This is a genomic window from Streptomyces sp. NPDC047072 (assembly GCF_040643855.1).
Taxonomy (GTDB): domain Bacteria; phylum Actinomycetota; class Actinomycetes; order Streptomycetales; family Streptomycetaceae; genus Streptomyces.
This window is the reverse complement of the sequence record NZ_JBEYVC010000115.1, coordinates 1-15,929: the sequence shown is the minus strand read 5'-3', so window position 1 is coordinate 15,929 and position 15,929 is coordinate 1. Positions and strand designations below refer to the sequence as shown.

Annotated in this window: 12 protein-coding genes; 4 read left to right on the top strand and 8 right to left on the bottom strand. The window is 74.2% G+C overall.

Annotated features, from left to right (window positions below; genetic code table 11):
- The first annotated feature begins 167 nt into the window (after positions 1 to 167).
- The 4 genes from ABZ896_RS35485 (at position 168) to ABZ896_RS35470 (ending at position 4,443) form a co-directional block, all read left to right on the top strand.
- Complete coding sequence (locus tag ABZ896_RS35485; RefSeq protein ID WP_360938276.1) at positions 168 to 1,028, top strand: PPK2 family polyphosphate kinase; 861 nt, start codon at positions 168 to 170, stop codon at positions 1,026 to 1,028.
- 206 nt (positions 1,029 to 1,234) lie between these two features.
- Complete coding sequence (locus ABZ896_RS35480) at positions 1,235 to 2,749, top strand: FAD-dependent oxidoreductase (protein WP_360938273.1); 1,515 nt, start codon at positions 1,235 to 1,237, stop codon at positions 2,747 to 2,749.
- Positions 2,750 to 2,809: 60 nt separating this feature from the next.
- The gene (locus ABZ896_RS35475) at positions 2,810 to 3,649 is read left to right on the top strand and encodes a polysaccharide deacetylase family protein (protein ID WP_360938270.1); all 840 of its coding nucleotides are present in this window, start codon (positions 2,810 to 2,812) and stop codon (positions 3,647 to 3,649) included.
- An 86-nt stretch (positions 3,650 to 3,735) separates the two neighbouring features.
- Positions 3,736 to 4,443 carry a peptidyl-tRNA hydrolase gene (locus ABZ896_RS35470; protein WP_360938267.1) on the top strand — a complete coding sequence of 236 codons (708 nt, stop codon included), beginning with the start codon at positions 3,736 to 3,738 and terminating at the stop codon, positions 4,441 to 4,443.
- A gap of 4 nt (positions 4,444 to 4,447) precedes the next feature.
- On the opposite strand, the gene ABZ896_RS35465 is transcribed toward ABZ896_RS35470, so the two are convergent.
- Genes ABZ896_RS35465 through ABZ896_RS35430 form a run of 8 tightly spaced genes read right to left on the bottom strand, consistent with a single transcriptional unit; the run spans position 4,448 to position 15,767 of the window.
- Entirely contained in the window at positions 4,448 to 4,894 is a 447-nt protein-coding gene (locus ABZ896_RS35465) for an HIT family protein (RefSeq protein WP_360938264.1), read from the bottom strand.
- A gap of 24 nt (positions 4,895 to 4,918) precedes the next feature.
- The gene (locus ABZ896_RS35460) at positions 4,919 to 5,359 is read right to left on the bottom strand and encodes a hypothetical protein (protein ID WP_360938261.1); all 441 of its coding nucleotides are present in this window, start codon (positions 5,357 to 5,359) and stop codon (positions 4,919 to 4,921) included.
- Positions 5,360 to 5,375: 16 nt separating this feature from the next.
- A complete protein-coding gene (locus ABZ896_RS35455) occupies positions 5,376 to 8,777 on the bottom strand; it encodes a CHAT domain-containing protein (RefSeq protein ID WP_360938258.1) in 3,402 nt (1,133 codons plus the stop codon).
- Positions 8,774 to 10,060: a hypothetical protein gene (locus ABZ896_RS35450; RefSeq protein ID WP_360938255.1), complete on the bottom strand. Its 1,287-nt coding sequence runs from the start codon at positions 10,058 to 10,060 to the stop codon at positions 8,774 to 8,776. The genes ABZ896_RS35455 and ABZ896_RS35450 overlap by 4 nt, the downstream gene beginning before the upstream one ends.
- Entirely contained in the window at positions 10,057 to 11,049 is a 993-nt protein-coding gene (locus ABZ896_RS35445) for a MoxR family ATPase (protein WP_360938252.1), read from the bottom strand. The genes ABZ896_RS35450 and ABZ896_RS35445 overlap by 4 nt, the downstream gene beginning before the upstream one ends.
- A complete protein-coding gene (locus ABZ896_RS35440) occupies positions 11,040 to 12,341 on the bottom strand; it encodes a toll/interleukin-1 receptor domain-containing protein (protein WP_360938249.1) in 1,302 nt (433 codons plus the stop codon). The genes ABZ896_RS35445 and ABZ896_RS35440 overlap by 10 nt, the downstream gene beginning before the upstream one ends.
- Positions 12,342 to 12,377: 36 nt before the next feature.
- The gene (locus ABZ896_RS35435) at positions 12,378 to 14,669 is read right to left on the bottom strand and encodes a hypothetical protein (RefSeq protein WP_360938246.1); all 2,292 of its coding nucleotides are present in this window, start codon (positions 14,667 to 14,669) and stop codon (positions 12,378 to 12,380) included.
- 3 nt (positions 14,670 to 14,672) lie between these two features.
- Entirely contained in the window at positions 14,673 to 15,767 is a 1,095-nt protein-coding gene (locus ABZ896_RS35430) for a hypothetical protein (RefSeq protein ID WP_360938243.1), read from the bottom strand.
- Between the last annotated feature and the right edge of the window lie 162 nt (positions 15,768 to 15,929).

Genomic DNA, 15,929 nt, shown 5'->3' with positions numbered 1-15,929 from the left:
CGACAACGCGGCTGGGGGCACCTCCCACGCCCTTGAGGCAGTGGGGGAGGGCGTGCCCAGCCCCGCGACGCCGGCATGATCCGCCGGACAGGCCCTGGCCGCCGACGGCTGGCGCGGTCCGGTTCCCCGGCGCAGGATCGAGGGACCGGATCGTAAGGGGTGCCCCCATGGCGAAGAAGTCCCGTGCCGAGCTCGCGCTGCGTGAGTTGCTGCGTGTTCCCGGTGGCAAGCCGGTGGACCTGACCGCGTACGACGCCGGGGGCACCCCCGCCGGTCCGCCCGACAAGAGGGCGGGCAAGGCCGCGACCAGCGCCCTGGGCGAGCCCCTCGCCGACCTCCAGGAGCGCCTGTTCGCGGCGAGCACGGCGGGCGACCGGCGCCGGATCCTGCTGGTCCTCCAGGGCATGGACACCAGCGGCAAGGGCGGCACGGTCAAGCACGCCATCGGCCTGTTCAACCCGTCCGGCTGCCGTATCCGGGCGTTCAAGGCCCCCACCGCCGAAGAGCTGAAGCACTCCTTCCTGTGGCGGATCAAGCGGGCCCTCCCCCACCCCGGCGAGCTGGGCATCTTCGACCGCTCGCACTACGAGGACGTCCTGATCGCCCGGGTCCGCGAGCTGGCCCCGCCCGAGGAGATCGAGCGCCGCTACGACGAGATCAACCGCTTCGAGAAGTCCCTCGCGGACGACGGCGTCACCGTCATCAAGTGCTTTCTGCACATCTCGTACGACAGGCAGCGCGCCCGGCTCCTGGAACGCCTCGACCGCCCGGACAAGCACTGGAAGTTCAACCCGTCCGACATCGACGAACGCGCCCTGTGGCCCGCCTACCAGCAGGCGTACGAGATCGCCCTGGAGCGCTGCTCCACCCCGCACGCGCCCTGGTACGTCGTCCCCGCCGACCACAAGTGGTACCGCAACTGGGCGGTCAGCCGCCTCCTCCTGGAACACCTCCGGGAACTGGGCCCGCAGTACCCGAAGGCGGACTTCGACATCGCCGAATGCCGGGCGCGGCTGCTCGCCCACTGAGAGCCGGCTTCTGAACCCCCGTCGTCCGCGCGGAGCGCGGGCGCAGCGGCGTTCGGTGCGTGCCCTCGGTGTGCGGCGTCGCAGGTCATGTGGCGGAGCCACCTGTCCTGCGACGACGTGCGGCGAGGGTGCGTGCCGGGCGTCGGGGCGCAGGCGGGGGTTCAGAAGCAGGCTCTCAACTCCGCGCGCCGGGGTACCCGGCCCCCATGACCGAGAACTCGCACGTCAGCGGCTCGTACTGGCTGGAGACGGCGCCTGGGGAGCCCTTTCAAAAACTCACCGAGGACCTCGAAGTCGACGTGGCCGTGATCGGCGCCGGGATCGCCGGGCTGAGCACGGCGTGGGAGCTGATGCGGGCGGGGCGGCGGGTCGCCGTACTGGAGGCCGGAAGGGTCGCGGCCGGGGTCACCGGCCACACCACCGCCAAGCTGACCGCGCTGCACACCCTGATCTACGCCAGGCTGCGCCGCACTCGGGGTCCCGAGGGCGCCCGGCTCTACGCCCGCTCGCAGACCGAGGCGATCGAGCGGGCGTACGAGATCACCGAGGAGCTGGGGATCGACTGCGAGTGGGAGCGCCGTAGCGCCTACACCTACGTCTGCGACGCGGGCCGGACCGACGAGCTGCGGGCCGAGGCGCGGGCGGCCGCGGAGGCCGGGCTGCCCGCTTCCTTCGTGACGGAGACCGGGCTGCCGTTCCCGGTCGCGGGGGCGGTCCGGGTCACCGGGCAGGCGCAGTTCCATCCGCGCAAGTACCTGCTGGCGCTCGCCGACGACCTGGTCGCCGCGGGCGCGGCCGTGCACGAGCACACCACCGTCCTCGGCCTCGACGAGGGCGAGCCGTGCCGGTTGTCGACCGACACCGGGGCGACGGTACGGGCCCGGGACGTGGTGGTCGCCACGCACTACCCGGTCTTCGACCGGGCCTTCCTCTTCGCCCGGCTCTCGCCGCGCCGCGAGCTGGTCGTCGCGGGACCGATCGACCGCTCCCACGACCCGGACGGCATGTACATCACCCCGGACGAGGGAACCCGCTCGGTCCGTACGGCACCGCACGGCGAGGACCGGCTGCTGGTGGTGACCGGCGAGCACTTCACGCCCGGCACCGGCGACACCCGGGAGCGCTTCGACCGCCTCACCGCCTGGGCCCACGACCACTTCCCGGACGCCGACCTCACCCACTCCTGGGCCACCCAGGACAACGACCCCACCGACACCGTGCCCATGGTCGGCCCGCTGCACGCGGGCGCCCGGCACACGTACGTCGCCACCGGCTTCGGCGGCTGGGGCCTGAGCGGCGGGATCATGGCGGGCCGGCTGCTCACGGCGCTGATCGGCGGCGAGCCCTGCGAGTGGGGCGAGCTGTACGACCCGCGCCGGCTGAAGCCCGCCGTACGGGAGGCGCCGGCCTTCCTGAAGACCCAGGCCGAGGTGGCCCGGCACTTCGTCGGCGACCGGCTGCGTCCGTCGCCCCCGCTGGAGTCGCTGCCGCCCGGCGAGGGCTCGGTGGTCCGCGTCGACGGCCACCGGCTCGCGGTGTACCGCGACGACGACGGCGCCCTCCACGCCGTCTCCCCCCGCTGCACCCACCTCGGCTGCCTGGTCTCCTTCAACGCCGCCGAGACGGCCTGGGAGTGCCCCTGCCACGGTTCCCGCTTCGACACCAACGGCAAGGTGATCCAGGGCCCGGCGACCCGGCCGCTGGAACAGCGGGACATCTGAGCGGGTGACTTCATCGCCGCGTCGGCCTGTTTATGAGGGGTGTCCCCATACGTTCGTACGGTGATCATTCTTGTACGACGTGCTGCTGCCGTCTGCTTCGTGGGAGCCGTGCTCACCGGGTGCGGGGGTGCGCCCTCTCAGGTCGTGCGGCCGGTCTCCGCCGTGAGCGCGCCCGCCCCTGCGCCGTCCGTCCCTCCCACCCTCGCGCCCGGGCCCGGTGGGCTGACGCCCGTCTTCCGGCACGGGTCGCGGGGGGACGGGAAGGTCGTCGCGCTCACCTTCGATGCGGACATGACGGCCGATCAGGGGGCGCGGGCGGCTTCGGGGGAACGGTTCGACAATCCGGGGCTGATCGCGGCGCTGCGGTCGCTGAAGGTGCCGGCGACCGTGTTCATGACGGGGCGGTGGGCGGAGGAGTATCCCGCGCAGGCTCGGGCCATCGGGCGGGATCCGTTGTTCGAGGTCGCCAACCACTCGTACAGCCACTACGCGTTCACGGCGGACTGTTATGGGCTGCCGACCGTTCCCGAGGAGCGGATGCGGGCGGATGTGGAGCGGGCGTACGGGGCGTTTCGGCGGGCGGGGGTGCGGGGGGCTCTGCCGTACTTCCGGTTTCCGGGTGGGTGTTATGACCGTGCGGCGCTGAAGGCGCTTGTCCCTGCCGGGGTGACCGCGGTGCAGTGGGACGTGGTGAGTGGGGATGCGTTCGCGACGGATGCGTCGGCTGTGTCCTCGCAGGTGTTGGAAGGGGTGCGGCCGGGGTCTGTCGTGGTGATGCACTGCACGCGGAGTGCGGCGCCGACGACGGAGGCGGTGGTGCGGGAGGTGGTGCCGGTGCTTCGTTCCCGGGGGTATCGGTTCGTGAAGGTTTCCGAGTTGGTCAGGGGTGGTTCTGACTGATGTGGGGTGCGGGCTGTCTGTGGCTGGTCGCGCCCGCGCGGCGGAGCCGCAAATCGACACAGCCCCGCGCCCCTTAGGGTGACGGCGTGAGCGATGATTCGACGACCAGCCCCTTTCGTTCCGAGCGCACCGCCCGTGACGAGGCGCCGCAGTATGTGTTGCCCCTCGTCGTGCGGATTGAGCGGGACGCTCCGCCCGCCCGGACCGATGCCCTCGAAACCGCCGCCCGGGCCGTGCTCGTGATGCTCAGTGATGGGCGGGCCCTTGGGGACGGGGAGTGGGCTCAGGTTGTGCGGGAGTGGCAGGACGCTCGGATCAGGAAGGTCGTGCGGCGGGCTCGGGGGGCCGAGTGGCGGCGGGCCGAGGCGTTGGACGGGATCACCGTGACGGGGAAGGCGGCGGAGGTGCGGGTGTTTCCGCCGGTGCCGTTGGACGGGTGGCCCAAGGAGCTGGCGAAGCTCCAGGTGTCCGGGACCGACCTCGACGATCCCGAGCCGCCGGCCGACGCGGACCCCTCGGCACCGGTGATCTGGCTCAACCCCGGCCTCGACATGTCGGCCGGCAAGGCGATGGCCCAGGTCGGCCACGGTGCCCAACTGGCGTGGTGGGAGCTGTCGGAGGAGGAGCGGACCGCGTGGCGCGACGCCGGTTTCCCCCTCACCGTACGTACCGCGGACCCGGCCCGCTGGCCCGAACTCACCGCGAGCGGGCTGCCGTTGGTCAGGGACGCGGGCTTCACGGAGATCGCCCCGGGCAGCTGCACGGTCGTGGCGGACCATCCGGCACTGCGCTGACCCGTCACCGCGCCAGGGCGATTCCCTCCCTCAACACCGTGGCCAGGCGGTCCTGTTCGGCCTCGTCGCCGTCGCCGGGCGCGGGCCACAGGGAGCCCATGGCATCGTCCGTCCACCGGGGGACGAGATGCATGTGAAGGTGGAAGACCGTCTGCGAGGCGGCCTCGCCGGCCGAGTTGATGAGGTTCACTCCGTCCGGGGCGAGCGCCGCCCTGATGCCCCGCGCGACCAGCAGGACGGAGTCCATCACGGGGTGGGCCGTCTCGGGCGTCAGCTGCCACAGGTCCCTGACGTGCCGTCTGGGCACGATCAGGGTGTGCCCGGGGGTCGCGGGGCGCAGTGGCAGGAAGGCCAGCGTGTGCGGTGACTCATGGACGATCCTCGCGGGCGCCCGGCCCGCGACGATCTCGCAGAAGGGGCAGTCCTCGGCTCCGTGCTCGCCTGCTGACATGGCCGCACGGTACAACACGGGGGCTCAGCGGCCCGCGACGACCGCCGCCGTGACGAAGACCAGGTCGACGAGCGCGATGATCCCGTAGAAGTTGGTCATCGTGCGGGACAGGGCCACCGCGCCCAGGGTGACGCGGGGCAGATAGGGGCGGACGTCCATGGCGAACGGCGGCACCCCCGAGACGCGGCCCCGCACGTCGTCGTACAGCTCGCGGAACAGCCGCTCCTGCCTGAGGTAGTAGGAGTCCAGCAGCCAGAATCCGAGCACCGGGATCAGGCCCGCCGCCGCGAGCTGCCAGCTCAGACGGTTGACCAGGACCCCGAAGAAGACTCCGCAGACCGTCATGGTCCATCCCTTGATCAGGAATGAGCCGTTGCCGAGGCGGGTCACCACCGCCTGGATGAACTCCAGATGCTTGATCTCGTCGGACGTGTAGGGCTTGGCGACGTCGCTGGTGGCGGTCACGGGCTCTCCGGTCGGTCTAGGTGCCGATGTGCACGACATGGTGGGGCGGGCGCCGGTCCGGTGCCGGCCGGTGCGCGGCCTGGCCCGCCCGGTGCAGGGCGAAGGGGGCCAGATCGGGTCGAGGGATCCTGCCGCCGTCCAGGAGGACGCCGTAGAACCGTGTGATGAGGGTGTCGACGCCCGGGGCGGACGTGCCGGGCGGGGTGAGCGAGGTGACGACGTGCCGGCAGCCCGCCCGGCGCAGGCCGCCGACCAGGGTGTCGCGGTCGGGTTCGCTGCCCGAGCCGCTGGACTCGCCGTAGCCGGACAGGACCGTGAGGCGGGTGCGGGACAGGTCGGCGGCGGCGATGTCGGCGCCGGTGAGCGGTCCGTCCGCCAGCGCGATCGCCCAGCCGCCGGAACGCGGCACCGAGCGGGCGACCAGGTGGACGACGTCGACGTTCGCGGCGGCTTCGAGGACGGCCGAGCGGGTCGCCTGGCCCCCGGTGAGGAGGTCGAAGTCCATGCCCGTGTCCGCGAGGGCGCGCAGTTCCGCCTCGGCCCGTGCCGCCCAGGCCGTGTCGCCGCCCCCGGGTGAGACCACCACCACGGGGCGCACTCCGGCCGGTGCGGGGCCGGTGTGGCCGGTACCGAGGAAGGCGGACGGGGCGGAGACGTACGAGGGCACCGCGCCCGTGCCGTCCGGTGCCGGGGGCCAGGCCTCGTGGACCGGGAGGCGGGCGAGCGGTCCGGTCGGGCACCAGAACACCCGGCGCGGCCGGGAGGCGTCCCCGTGCCGGGCCGCGCGGTCGAGGTGCTCCGCCACCGGGCGGAGTGCCGCGCGCAGGTCCGGGTCGCCCGGCGACCACCGGCGCGCGGTCGCGGCGGTGAGACCGGGGAGGGACACGGGGGTGAGCGTCCCGTCGTCGAGGATCAGCGCGGCACCGGGCAGGTCCGACGCGAGGAGCACGGCCACCGGGCCGTCTCGGCGCGACCCGGCCGACGGCCGGTGCGCGGAGAGCCGGGAGAGTTCGCGGCGCAGGGCGGAGCGTCGCCGCCATTCCGGCTGGCAGGTGTCCGCGTCCGGGCCGTACAGGGAGCGGGCGGCCAGGACGACCCGGTGGACGGCGAGGCCGCGCTCCAGGAGGCGCAGCGCCTCGGTGGGCGGTTCGCCCGCCGCGAGCACGCAGGCCGCGGCGTTCTCCGCCGCGCCCGCCGTGCCCTCGGTCATGCCGGGGCGTCCGGCCCGGTCGGCGTGGTCCCAGTCGGTCTCCTCCAGCAGCGCGAACCAGCGGTCGTGGGCCCGTACCGCCAGCGGCATCGCGTCCGCCGTGACCGCGAGCCGGGCGGCGGTGCGGGCCGCGGTGATCCGGTCCGCGTGGGGTCCGGAGCCGGCGGCGTCGAGGTTGAGCCGGGCCACCGCCTCCGTCTGCGCGGGATGACGGCGCAGCCACACCTCGCTCGCCGCGACGCGGGCGAGGCAGGCGGTCAGTTCGGCGGGGGCGTCGCTGCGCGGAGCGGTCCCGAGGGCCTCGCGGGCGAGACCGACCGCTTCGTCGAGCCCGGCCAGTGTGTGCTCCGGCAACACGGTTCCCTCGGTCAGCCGCACGTACTCCGACCAGGCACGCAGCAGTTCGGTCAGGGCCGGACCGAGCGGCGGTGCCGCGCCCCGGTCGTCCGGCGCCCCGGCAGCGAGCCGGATCCGGGCCACCACCTGCCGCAGCAGGCGCACCGCGGCGTGGGCCTCGTCGACACCGCCGGTCAGGCGCGCGAGCCGCCGCCAGGCCCGGGCCAGGAGCACATGCGCGGGAACCGCCGCCTCGTCGGCGGGCAACGGGGCTTCCAGGTCGGGGAAGAACAGGCCCGCCGCGCGCTCCAGGACGGCCCGGTCGCCGTCGGCGGCGTACCGGCGCAGGTTCTTCTCGAGCACCCGGGCGAGGAGGTGGTACCTCGTCGGGAACGGGGTCCCGCCGACGCGGGACATCTGATCGACGCCGTACCAAGGGACGATGTACTGCGCCGTCTCCCACGCGTGGCCGTCCCCCCAGGCGTGGTCGAACCGCCAAGGGCGGTCCACGACGGCCGTGGCCCACTGGTGCGGCAGCGCCCCCGTCCGGCGGGCGAGGGTCTCCCTGCCCTCGTGGGGGCAGTCCCGCAGGGGGACGAGCAGGGGCCTGGGCGACCCGTTCCGGTCCGCCCAGGCGTTGAGGATCTCGATCTGGTCGTGCACGGCCGACGAGCCGAGCAGTTCCCCGTCGAGCAGGAACACCACGGCGTCCATCCGGGCGGGCCAGGGAGCCCCGGTGCCGGGCCGGAGGTGGCTCGGCCACAGTTCGTCGAGGTCGCGGACCTCGCAACCGAGCCCTTGGAGGCGAACGTCCAGCCGGTCGCGGACTTTCTGCGTGAAGGAGTCCTGGGAGGCGGACCGCAGGAAGACCGTCGGGGGCTCCGCGGGGGGTGCCGCCTGCCGTACCGGCGGGGGGCGGAGGGCGGGGAAGGGGGCGTAGACATGGCCGTTCCCGGTCGTCAGCCGGGTGCCGGGGGTGCAGCCGGGCACCGTGACGCGTTCGCCGGGGGTGAGGTGGAGCGGCCGGGCGGGGTCGTCCGGGCCGGTCCGCACTTCGAGGACGAGGGGGTCGGTCGCCGGGACGCTGATGAGGAGGGAATCCGGCTCGCCCTCGGGTTCCCCCACGATGTGCAGCGTGTCCCCAACGCGCCGGACGGCGACGAGGGTGTCGGGGATCTGGCCCTCCCCCGACGCGAGCACCGCGTCCTTCACGAGCGCGACGTCCCGGCATCCGATCGCGGGGACGTCACGCCCGCCGGTCTCGGCGGCCGGTTCCAGGAAGGAGGCGACGGAGCGGAACTGCCAGCCGGTGACCGTGCGCCGCAGCCCCGGCGGCAGCCGCCGGGCCACGCTGACGATCCAGTCGGCGATCGCCTCTCGGCCCTCTTCCTCGACCAGGGCGCGCAGCACGGACCGCAGGGCCTCCTCGGCCCGCCGCACGCCGGCGCCGTCGCCCTCGTCGGTCGACAGGAGCCACAGTGCCTTCTCCTCGACGCGCATGAGCGGGGAGAGGTGGTCGTGCCGGCTGGTGATCAGTTCGGACAGCCGGTCCGCCGGGGCGACACCCGGCGGGGCCGCGCAGCGCGCGAGGACTTCGGGCAGCCGGGGGCGCAGCGCGCGCTGGACGTCGAGCCGGAGCACCATGGCCCGGGCGCTGCGGGTCGCCGTCCACCGGCTGAACCAGAGGTCGGACTCCGCGCCGACGTCGGCCTGCGGCAGCAGCGCGACCCGCACGGCCCGGATCAGCTCGGGCTCGATCCGGACGGTCGTGCTGAGCAGCGTGGCCAGGTCGACCGCGTGGGGCGGCGGGGCGGGCGGCAGGTCCCGCCACGCCTCCTCGGTGTCCTCGCCGTGGCCGGCGGGCGGGGTCATGACGGTCCGCCCTCGGTCGGCGACGGCCGCAAGGGGGCACCGCAGCGCTCGCGCCAGGCACCCACCTGGGCCGCGACGCGGCCGACCGTGGTGCCGCGGTCCCAGCTCAGCGCGGGCATGACGGCCGGCAGCCACCCCGGGACGCGTCCCGGCGGCACCGGGAGCAGGGCCAGCGGACGGGCCCCCGCACGTCGTACCGCGTCGGCGAAGCGCTGCCACTCCTGCGGGGTACCGCGGGCGGGATCACCCGGCGGGCCGATCGTGCCGCAGTCGCTCAGCAGGAGGACCGCGCCCCCGCGGGACGGCGGCGTGTACGCCCGCCAGGTCCACGCCGGTCCCGTGCCCGCGCCGCGCAGCGGGGAGTATGCGAAGTGGAGTTCGCGGGTCTTGTCCTTGCCGACCAGGGCGCGCACCCGGGCACACAGCTCGGTCTGGTCCCGGGCGAACGGTTCCATGGCGGGGCCGTGGTCGACGAGGATCTGCACACCGTGCCGCAGGGTCCGCCGCGCGCGCCGGGGCAGGAAGGCCAGGGGCAGCCCCCGGGCGAGGGACTCCACGACCCGCTCGATGTCGACGTCCCCGTCCCGGGCGGTGTCCGACAGCGCCGCCTCCAGCAGGGCGACCGTCGAACTGCGGGCCAGCAGAGGGGTGTACGGCGGCTGACCGCGCATCCGGTCGGGCTCGGGGCGGGGCAGCGGGGCGTGGGCCCAGGTGTGCTGCCAGGTGCGGGTGGACTCCACCGGCGCCGGCCGGTGAGAGGGCGGGACCGGAACGGCGTCCGGGGGCAGCGGCTCGGGCTCGCCGTGCGCGCCGGTGTCCGGGCCGGGTGCGGCCCTTCCGCTGCGGTCGGCCGGTGCCCCGGGCGCCGACGGGCCGTCCGCGTCCCGTGGCGCGTCCGGGACCGCGGGCCGCGGGCGGTCGGGGACCGGTACGGCTTCCGCCAGGACGTCCGCCACGGGCGGGGCCGGTGCCGTCGAGGACGCCGTGCTCGGGGCCGGCTCCGCCACGGGGGCGGGATCGAGGCGGAGGACCGTCGTCCGCGGAGGCCGGGAAGGGGCGTCGCGTCCTGCGGCGGGAGACCGTCGCGGGCTCGCGTCCCGTCCCGGCGCCGCCTCGGACCGCGGCCTCAGCCCCAGCATGGAGACGATCCGCAGCCGGTCCTCCTCGGTGCAGTCGATCGCCTCCAGGGCAAGGGCGAGGTCCCCGAGCCACACGTCCGCGCGGTCGCGGGGTCCCCGCCCGCCGGCCCTCCGGCTCCCGCGCCGGTCGCTGTCTCCCGTCACGCCGTCGGACCCTCCCCGGGCTGCTGGTTCTTGAGGAGTACGAGGTCCCGCAGGCGCTCCCAGCGCGGGTCCCCGGAGACGGTGATGCCGAGCGAGAGGCACGCGTACAGCGCGTCCAGGTACTCGGCGGTGCTCGGCTCCCGCACCCCGTCCCGGCGGGCCTGCGCGCGAGCCTTCCCGACCTCCGCCGCCACCGCCTCGGCCAGCCGCTCCCACCCCTCGGGAGCCTCCCGGCCCTTGAGGTGCTCCCGGGCGATCTCGACCAGCCTGTCCTTGTCGGGGGACGGCAGGGAGACGACGACGCACCGCCGCAGGAACGCCTGCGGCAGCTCCCGCTCGTCGTTGGTCGTGATCACCACCAGGTGGCGGGGGGCGGTGGGCCCGGCCGTGGTCGGCCGTTCCAGCTGTACGGGGCTCCCGGTCTCCGCCACCGTGAAGTCGGCGGCGCCCAACGGCACGAGCAGTCCGTTGGGGACGTCCGGGTCCGCCTTGTCGATCTCGTCGATGAGCACGACGGCGCGGTCCCGGTCGCGCCCGGCGTTCGTCTCGGACATGGGCTCGGGGCAGGGTTCGACGTCCGCGCGCTCCGCGTCCGCGCGCCCCCGCCACAGCGCCGAGTCCCGGGCGTACGCCCACCACAGGGGCCCCGGCCGCACGTACGCGTGGTCGTCCAGCGGCCCGTCCCCGTTGCGGGCCTGCGCGTCCGCGAGGCGCCGCACCGTGTCGAAGGTCCAGAGCAGGTCGGTGGCCTGGGTGCGGTAGGTGACCACGTGCTCGTAGTACCGCCAGCCCCGCAGCTCCGCGATGTGCGCGGCGAGCGAGGACTTGCCGCAGCCGGGGCTGCCGCGCAGCAGCAGCGGGCGGCCGGTGGCGAGCGCCACCTGCACGGCCAGCCTGCCCTCGTCGGGCATCAGATAGCGGGACCCGTCGCCGCGGTCCGTGGTGCCCCAGGTGCGGATGCGTGAGTAGTCGTCGTGCTTCAGCGGCATGCGGTGCTCCAGGACGGGGCGGTGTACTCCACTTGGACGGCCTGGTTCAGCCGGTGGACGCGCCGGTGGCCGTTCTTCTCCTGGACCGGGTCCAGTGCGGGCCGGGCCACGACGGCCTTCTTGAGGCCCCACTCCTGCTGTTCGGTGTCGTCGGGCGGGTCCTCCAGCAGGGCGACGACATGGAGCCAGGGCGCCTTGAGCCGGAGTTCCTCGACGACGGCGGCTAGCCTTCGGCGGCCGCGCCGCTCGACGGGCAGGACCGCGAACACATGGGTCTGCGGATCGGGCCACGGTCCGTCGCCGACCGGGATCATCAGCCGGTCCAGGGCCTGCCGCAGTCCTTCCACGACGTCGACGGCGGTCATCGCCTCGTCGGCGCGCAGCGGGTCGAGCGACGTCTCGACGTAGCGTGCCCGGTCCTGGCGCATCGCGCGCCCGATGTGGTGCTCCGCGGTCTTCTGGATGCGTGCGGTGAGCAGGATGGTCCTGCCCTCCCCCGTCTCCGTGTCGGGGACGAAGGCGCGGGTCGCCTCCTCCTTCACCCAGCTCGGCGCCAGGTCCTGCGCGAGGCGCGGTCCGGCCCCGCGCAGGGACGGGTCGAGATGGCTGACGGCGAGGGGGACCGTGTCCCCGAGTCCGGCGTCCAGCAGGGTCCGGGCGAGGAAGTGCGCGCCGTTGAAGTTCCGTGCCCGGTGGGCTTCGCCCTGCTCCAGCCCGAGTTTGCGCGCGGCGGCCTCCAGGACCCTGCCGTCCACGTCCCCGATGCGCTGCGAGACCCGCTCGACCCAGTCGCACATGGACGGTCCCTCGCAGGGCGGCGCGGACAACGGGGCGAACTCCTCGACCACGTCGGCGGCTATGCCTCCCGGCCCGGCCCCCGCCTCGTACTTGAGGGCCTGCGTCTTGTTCAGGACATCGAGGTCGGCCTTGTCCAGGTCGCCCGGCTGGACCCCGTCGAGCAGGACCACGATCAGGAAGACGTTCTGCTGGCCCTGCCGGTGGTGCAGGATCTCCGCCTCCTTCCGGGGCCACTTACGGGGAAGCGCCTCGTGGGTGAGGACGCACACGGCCGCGTCGCAGCGGTCCAGTGCCTCGTGGATCTGCGGGCTCCACTCGTCCTGGTGGTCCAGCGACTGGCGGTCCAGGAACACCTCGTACCCGGCGCCGGTCAGTGCCGTGCGGATCTCCTCGCAGACCTCCCAGCTGTACGGGCTCTCCGCCGAGCCGTGGCTGATGAAAACCCGCTGCCGTGTGCCGGCGCAGCCGTCCCCCGGGCCTTCCTTGCAAGTCATGTGCGTCGTCCTTTTCCTTTCGTTCGTGGGTGCCGGTCACACGGCGAGCATCAGCAGGAGGAACAGCAGGGCGGCGACACAGGTCATCGCCAGGCAGAAGACCTTCCACATGTCGTCGGCGTGCGGGGGCTGTCCCCTGTCCCGTCGGGTGCCGGTCCGCGGCGCGGGAGGGGGCCCGGCTTCCGCCCTGTGCAGGTACTGCACCAGCTCCCACCAGGCGTCGGACGGGAGCGGGGGCACGCCGTGGGCGGGTGTGAAGGCGATCAGCCGCAGGAAGTGCCGCTCCGCCGGTCCGTCCCTCTTGCAGGCCTCGCGGATCAGGTGCACCAGGTGGTCCGCGAGCGGCTGGTGCCCGATGTACGGCAGGACGGCCCAGTGGAGCAGCCAGAACGCGCGCTCGGCGGCGTGCCGCGGGTCCGGGCCGCCGGCCCCCTCGTCGCCGAGGCGTCGGTCGTGGCGCAGGTACAGCCGTTTCCAGAGCATCCGGCGGCCGAGCCGCAGGGCCTGCCCCCATGTGCGCCGCGTCGTGCGGGAGGCCAGCGCGCTCAGGAGGAGGTCGGCTTCCTGACTCGGGAAGCCGACGGTGTCCAGTCGGTCGAGAAGGTCCGCGTCGGACAGGCCACCGCCCTCTCGGACGGAGCCGTACCTTCGGCCCGGCCGGAGGGCGTTGAGCAGACCGCGGCCCCTGGTGAGGGGCTCGGGCAGGGGGCTCAGGGGTTCGAGGGGCATGTACGGCGACGGGTCCCGGCGGGGCTCTTCCACGGCGGGCCGCACGGCCTGCGGAGGAGTGCCGGCCGGCAGGGCGCCATCGGCGGTTTCCTCCCGTGCCGGCGGGGCGTACGGGGGCGCGCCGAACTCCGAAATCCCGAGCGAGTGGGGCAGCGGCGGGTCGACGGGCTGGTCGTGGAGGCGGTCCGCCGCCGGGGCGGGGCCTCCGGCCCCGGAGCCGGCGGACACCGGGCCGTCAGGCCGCATCCCACCGGACGCCGGACCGTCGAACAGGACGCCGCTGGACGGCGGCCCGCCCGACCGCACCCCGTCGGACAGCGGCCCGTCCGACCGCACGTCACCGGACAGCAGGCCGTCCGACCGCACGTCACCGGACAGACCGTCCGACCTCGCGTCACGTGGCGGCAGGCCGTCCGGCCGCACCCCCTCGGACAGGAGCCCGTCCGACCTCACCCCATCGGGCAGGAGTCCGTCCGACCGGACCCCGCCGGACAGGAGCCCGTCCGCCCGCACCCCGCCGGACAGCAGGCCGTCGAAGCGGATGCCGCCGGACGTCCCGCCGTCGGTGATCGGGTCGACGGTCGTCTCCGGTCGTCCTTCGGGGACGAGGTGCCGGGGATCGGTGGCCGGGGCGCCCAGGGGCGCGGCGGGGCCGTCGATGCCGGGCATGGCGACCGCCGCGGACAGCGGAGACGTCCGCAACCGCTCCCCGAGGGCGGCCAGGCGCTGCCACGGCGGTACGTCGGCGGCGGGGCACAGCTCCAGCACCCGGTGCACCTCCTCCGCCTTGACCGGCTCGGAGAGGAACCTGCGCACCAGTTCCGCCGCGATCCCGTGGGCCTCGTCGTCCGGCGCCTCGGCCAGGGCGATCCGCTCCAGCCGGGGGCTTTCGACGGCCGAGGTCCGCCAGGACGGCACACCCATGACGCGCAGCGCGTGACCGTCCGTGGTGTCGTAGGTCGCGTAGGTCCAGAAATCCCGCCCCAGCCAGCCGTCGAAGAGCCCGGACAGTCCCCAGATCAGCAGCGGGGTGTCGTTGGTGCCCTCCGCCGAGAACTCCGGGATCCGTACGGACATGAAGTGGCCGGGGGTGCGCAGCAGTTGGGCGGCGACCACGGTGAGCGGTTCGCGTACGGTCTCCACCCGGGCCGCGAACCGCTGCCACTCCGGCTGGACGACGTCCGCGAGATCGTCGCGTCCGAGGGTCCTCAGGCTGCGGTCGGGGTCGGTCCCGGGCGGTCCGTCCACGGCGACCGGGAGCGGCAGCCGGCCGAGCGCCAGACACACCCGGGTCTTCAGCACCTCCCGGCTGCCGATCAGGGCGTGCGACTCCGTGCTGGGCCTGCCGTGCGCGTCGGGGCCCCGTCGCCGGTTGATGACGACGATCTGCCCGTCGGCCCGGCGGACCTGGCGGATCTGGCTCGGCTGCGCGGTCCCCTCGGTCTGGAGCAACGGCGCGAGTTCCTCGTGCAGTTCCTCGGCGCGGGCCCGCTCGCACGAGTACGCCACCGCGGTGATGCCGGTGCCGGTGCGGTGGCGGTTGCCCTCCCAGCGGAAGACGACCTGGTCCAGTCGGTGTTCACCCTGCTGGTTCACCACGTCTCACGCCCTCACCGTGGACGGCCGCCGCGGCGCGCTGTCACCCAGCGCTCCGCACATGGCGAGGATCGACAACAGCGGGCCCAGCACCCGCCGGGACCGCACCCCGTGCGGGAAGTAGCCGTTGGTCGGCTGGCCGCCGGTGGCCGAGGCGAAGTGCAGGCTGCACCGCAGCGCGCTGTCGAACGGCCGCAGCCAGGCGGGCGCGGCGTGCTGGCGCAGGAAGGCGTACACGTCACGGCTCTCCTCACGCATCCGGTGCGGGTCGAACGGCGCCGTCGTGGGCCGGCCGAGCCAGCGGTCGACGGGCGGCTCGAACCGCAGCAGGTCGGCCTTGCCCACCACCAGGGCCGTGGCCACGTCGAGGTAGGCACCCGTGCGCGGCAGCCGGTCCAGCACCGTCTCGAAGGCGGGGTCGCTCCTGCTGACGACGAGCCGGTACTGCTCCCGGGCCTCGTCCAGCTGCGGCAGCGCGCAGGCCAGCAGCGGGTCCACGACGAACACCAGGGCGTCGACGCCGAGCAGGAAGCGCAGCAGGGTGTCCGTGCGGACCAGGTCCTCGCCGCCCAGGTCGAAGAACGCCACCGGCCTGACCTGGCCGTCCGTCCCCGTCAGGAGCAGCGCCTCGACGAACTCCGCGAACGGGGTCTGCCCGGTGGACTCCAGCTGCTTGCCCTCCCGCAGCAGAGCCACCCGGTCCCGGATGAACTCCGAGTGGTCGGCCGGGTTGACGGACTGCCAGCGCACTCCGTACGGCTCCAGTCCGCCGTCGGTGACCTCGGCGATCATCTGGGTCAGCAGATGGCTCTTGCCGGTGCCGGAGGTGCCGACCATGGCGACGGTCAGGGGGCGGCCGTGGACGAGGTAGGGGACGGGGATGTAGTGCGCCTTCACCCCGTCGGTGTTGCCGCACAGCTGGAAGGCCCCGCGCAGGACGTCGGCGCGCCGCAGCGGGTTGGTGTGCCGGGCCAGGTCGAGCCGCTCGAACTGGAGCTTCTCGTTGCGCACGTGCAGGGCCCGTTCGTCGTACACGACGATCTCGAGGCAGTACGGGCACATCACCTGGCCGGGTTCGAGCTGGGCCGAGGTGGTGGTCATCGGCGTCCCCTTCCGCTTCTGCCGCGATCGCGTTCGGCGCCGCCGCCCAGCCAGCGCCGGGAGGTGCGCTCGCCGTCCGCCGGCCCTCGCGGGCGCTTCCCCGGAGTACGCGCGCCGGGCCCTCGCCCACTGCGCCCGGGCGGCGAGATCCCTCGCGGACAA

Coding starts and splice junctions, on each gene's coding strand:
- ABZ896_RS35485 (WP_360938276.1), top strand. CDS start 168: ATGGCGAAGAAGTCCCGTGCCGAGCTCGCGCTGCGTGAGTTGCTGCGT.
- ABZ896_RS35480 (WP_360938273.1), top strand. CDS start 1,235: ATGACCGAGAACTCGCACGTCAGCGGCTCGTACTGGCTGGAGACGGCG.
- ABZ896_RS35465 (WP_360938264.1), bottom strand. CDS start 4,894: ATGTCAGCAGGCGAGCACGGAGCCGAGGACTGCCCCTTCTGCGAGATC.
- ABZ896_RS35455 (WP_360938258.1), bottom strand. CDS start 8,777: ATGACCCCGCCCGCCGGCCACGGCGAGGACACCGAGGAGGCGTGGCGG.
- ABZ896_RS35445 (WP_360938252.1), bottom strand. CDS start 11,049: ATGCCGCTGAAGCACGACGACTACTCACGCATCCGCACCTGGGGCACC.
- ABZ896_RS35440 (WP_360938249.1), bottom strand. CDS start 12,341: ATGACTTGCAAGGAAGGCCCGGGGGACGGCTGCGCCGGCACACGGCAG.
- ABZ896_RS35430 (WP_360938243.1), bottom strand. CDS start 15,767: ATGACCACCACCTCGGCCCAGCTCGAACCCGGCCAGGTGATGTGCCCG.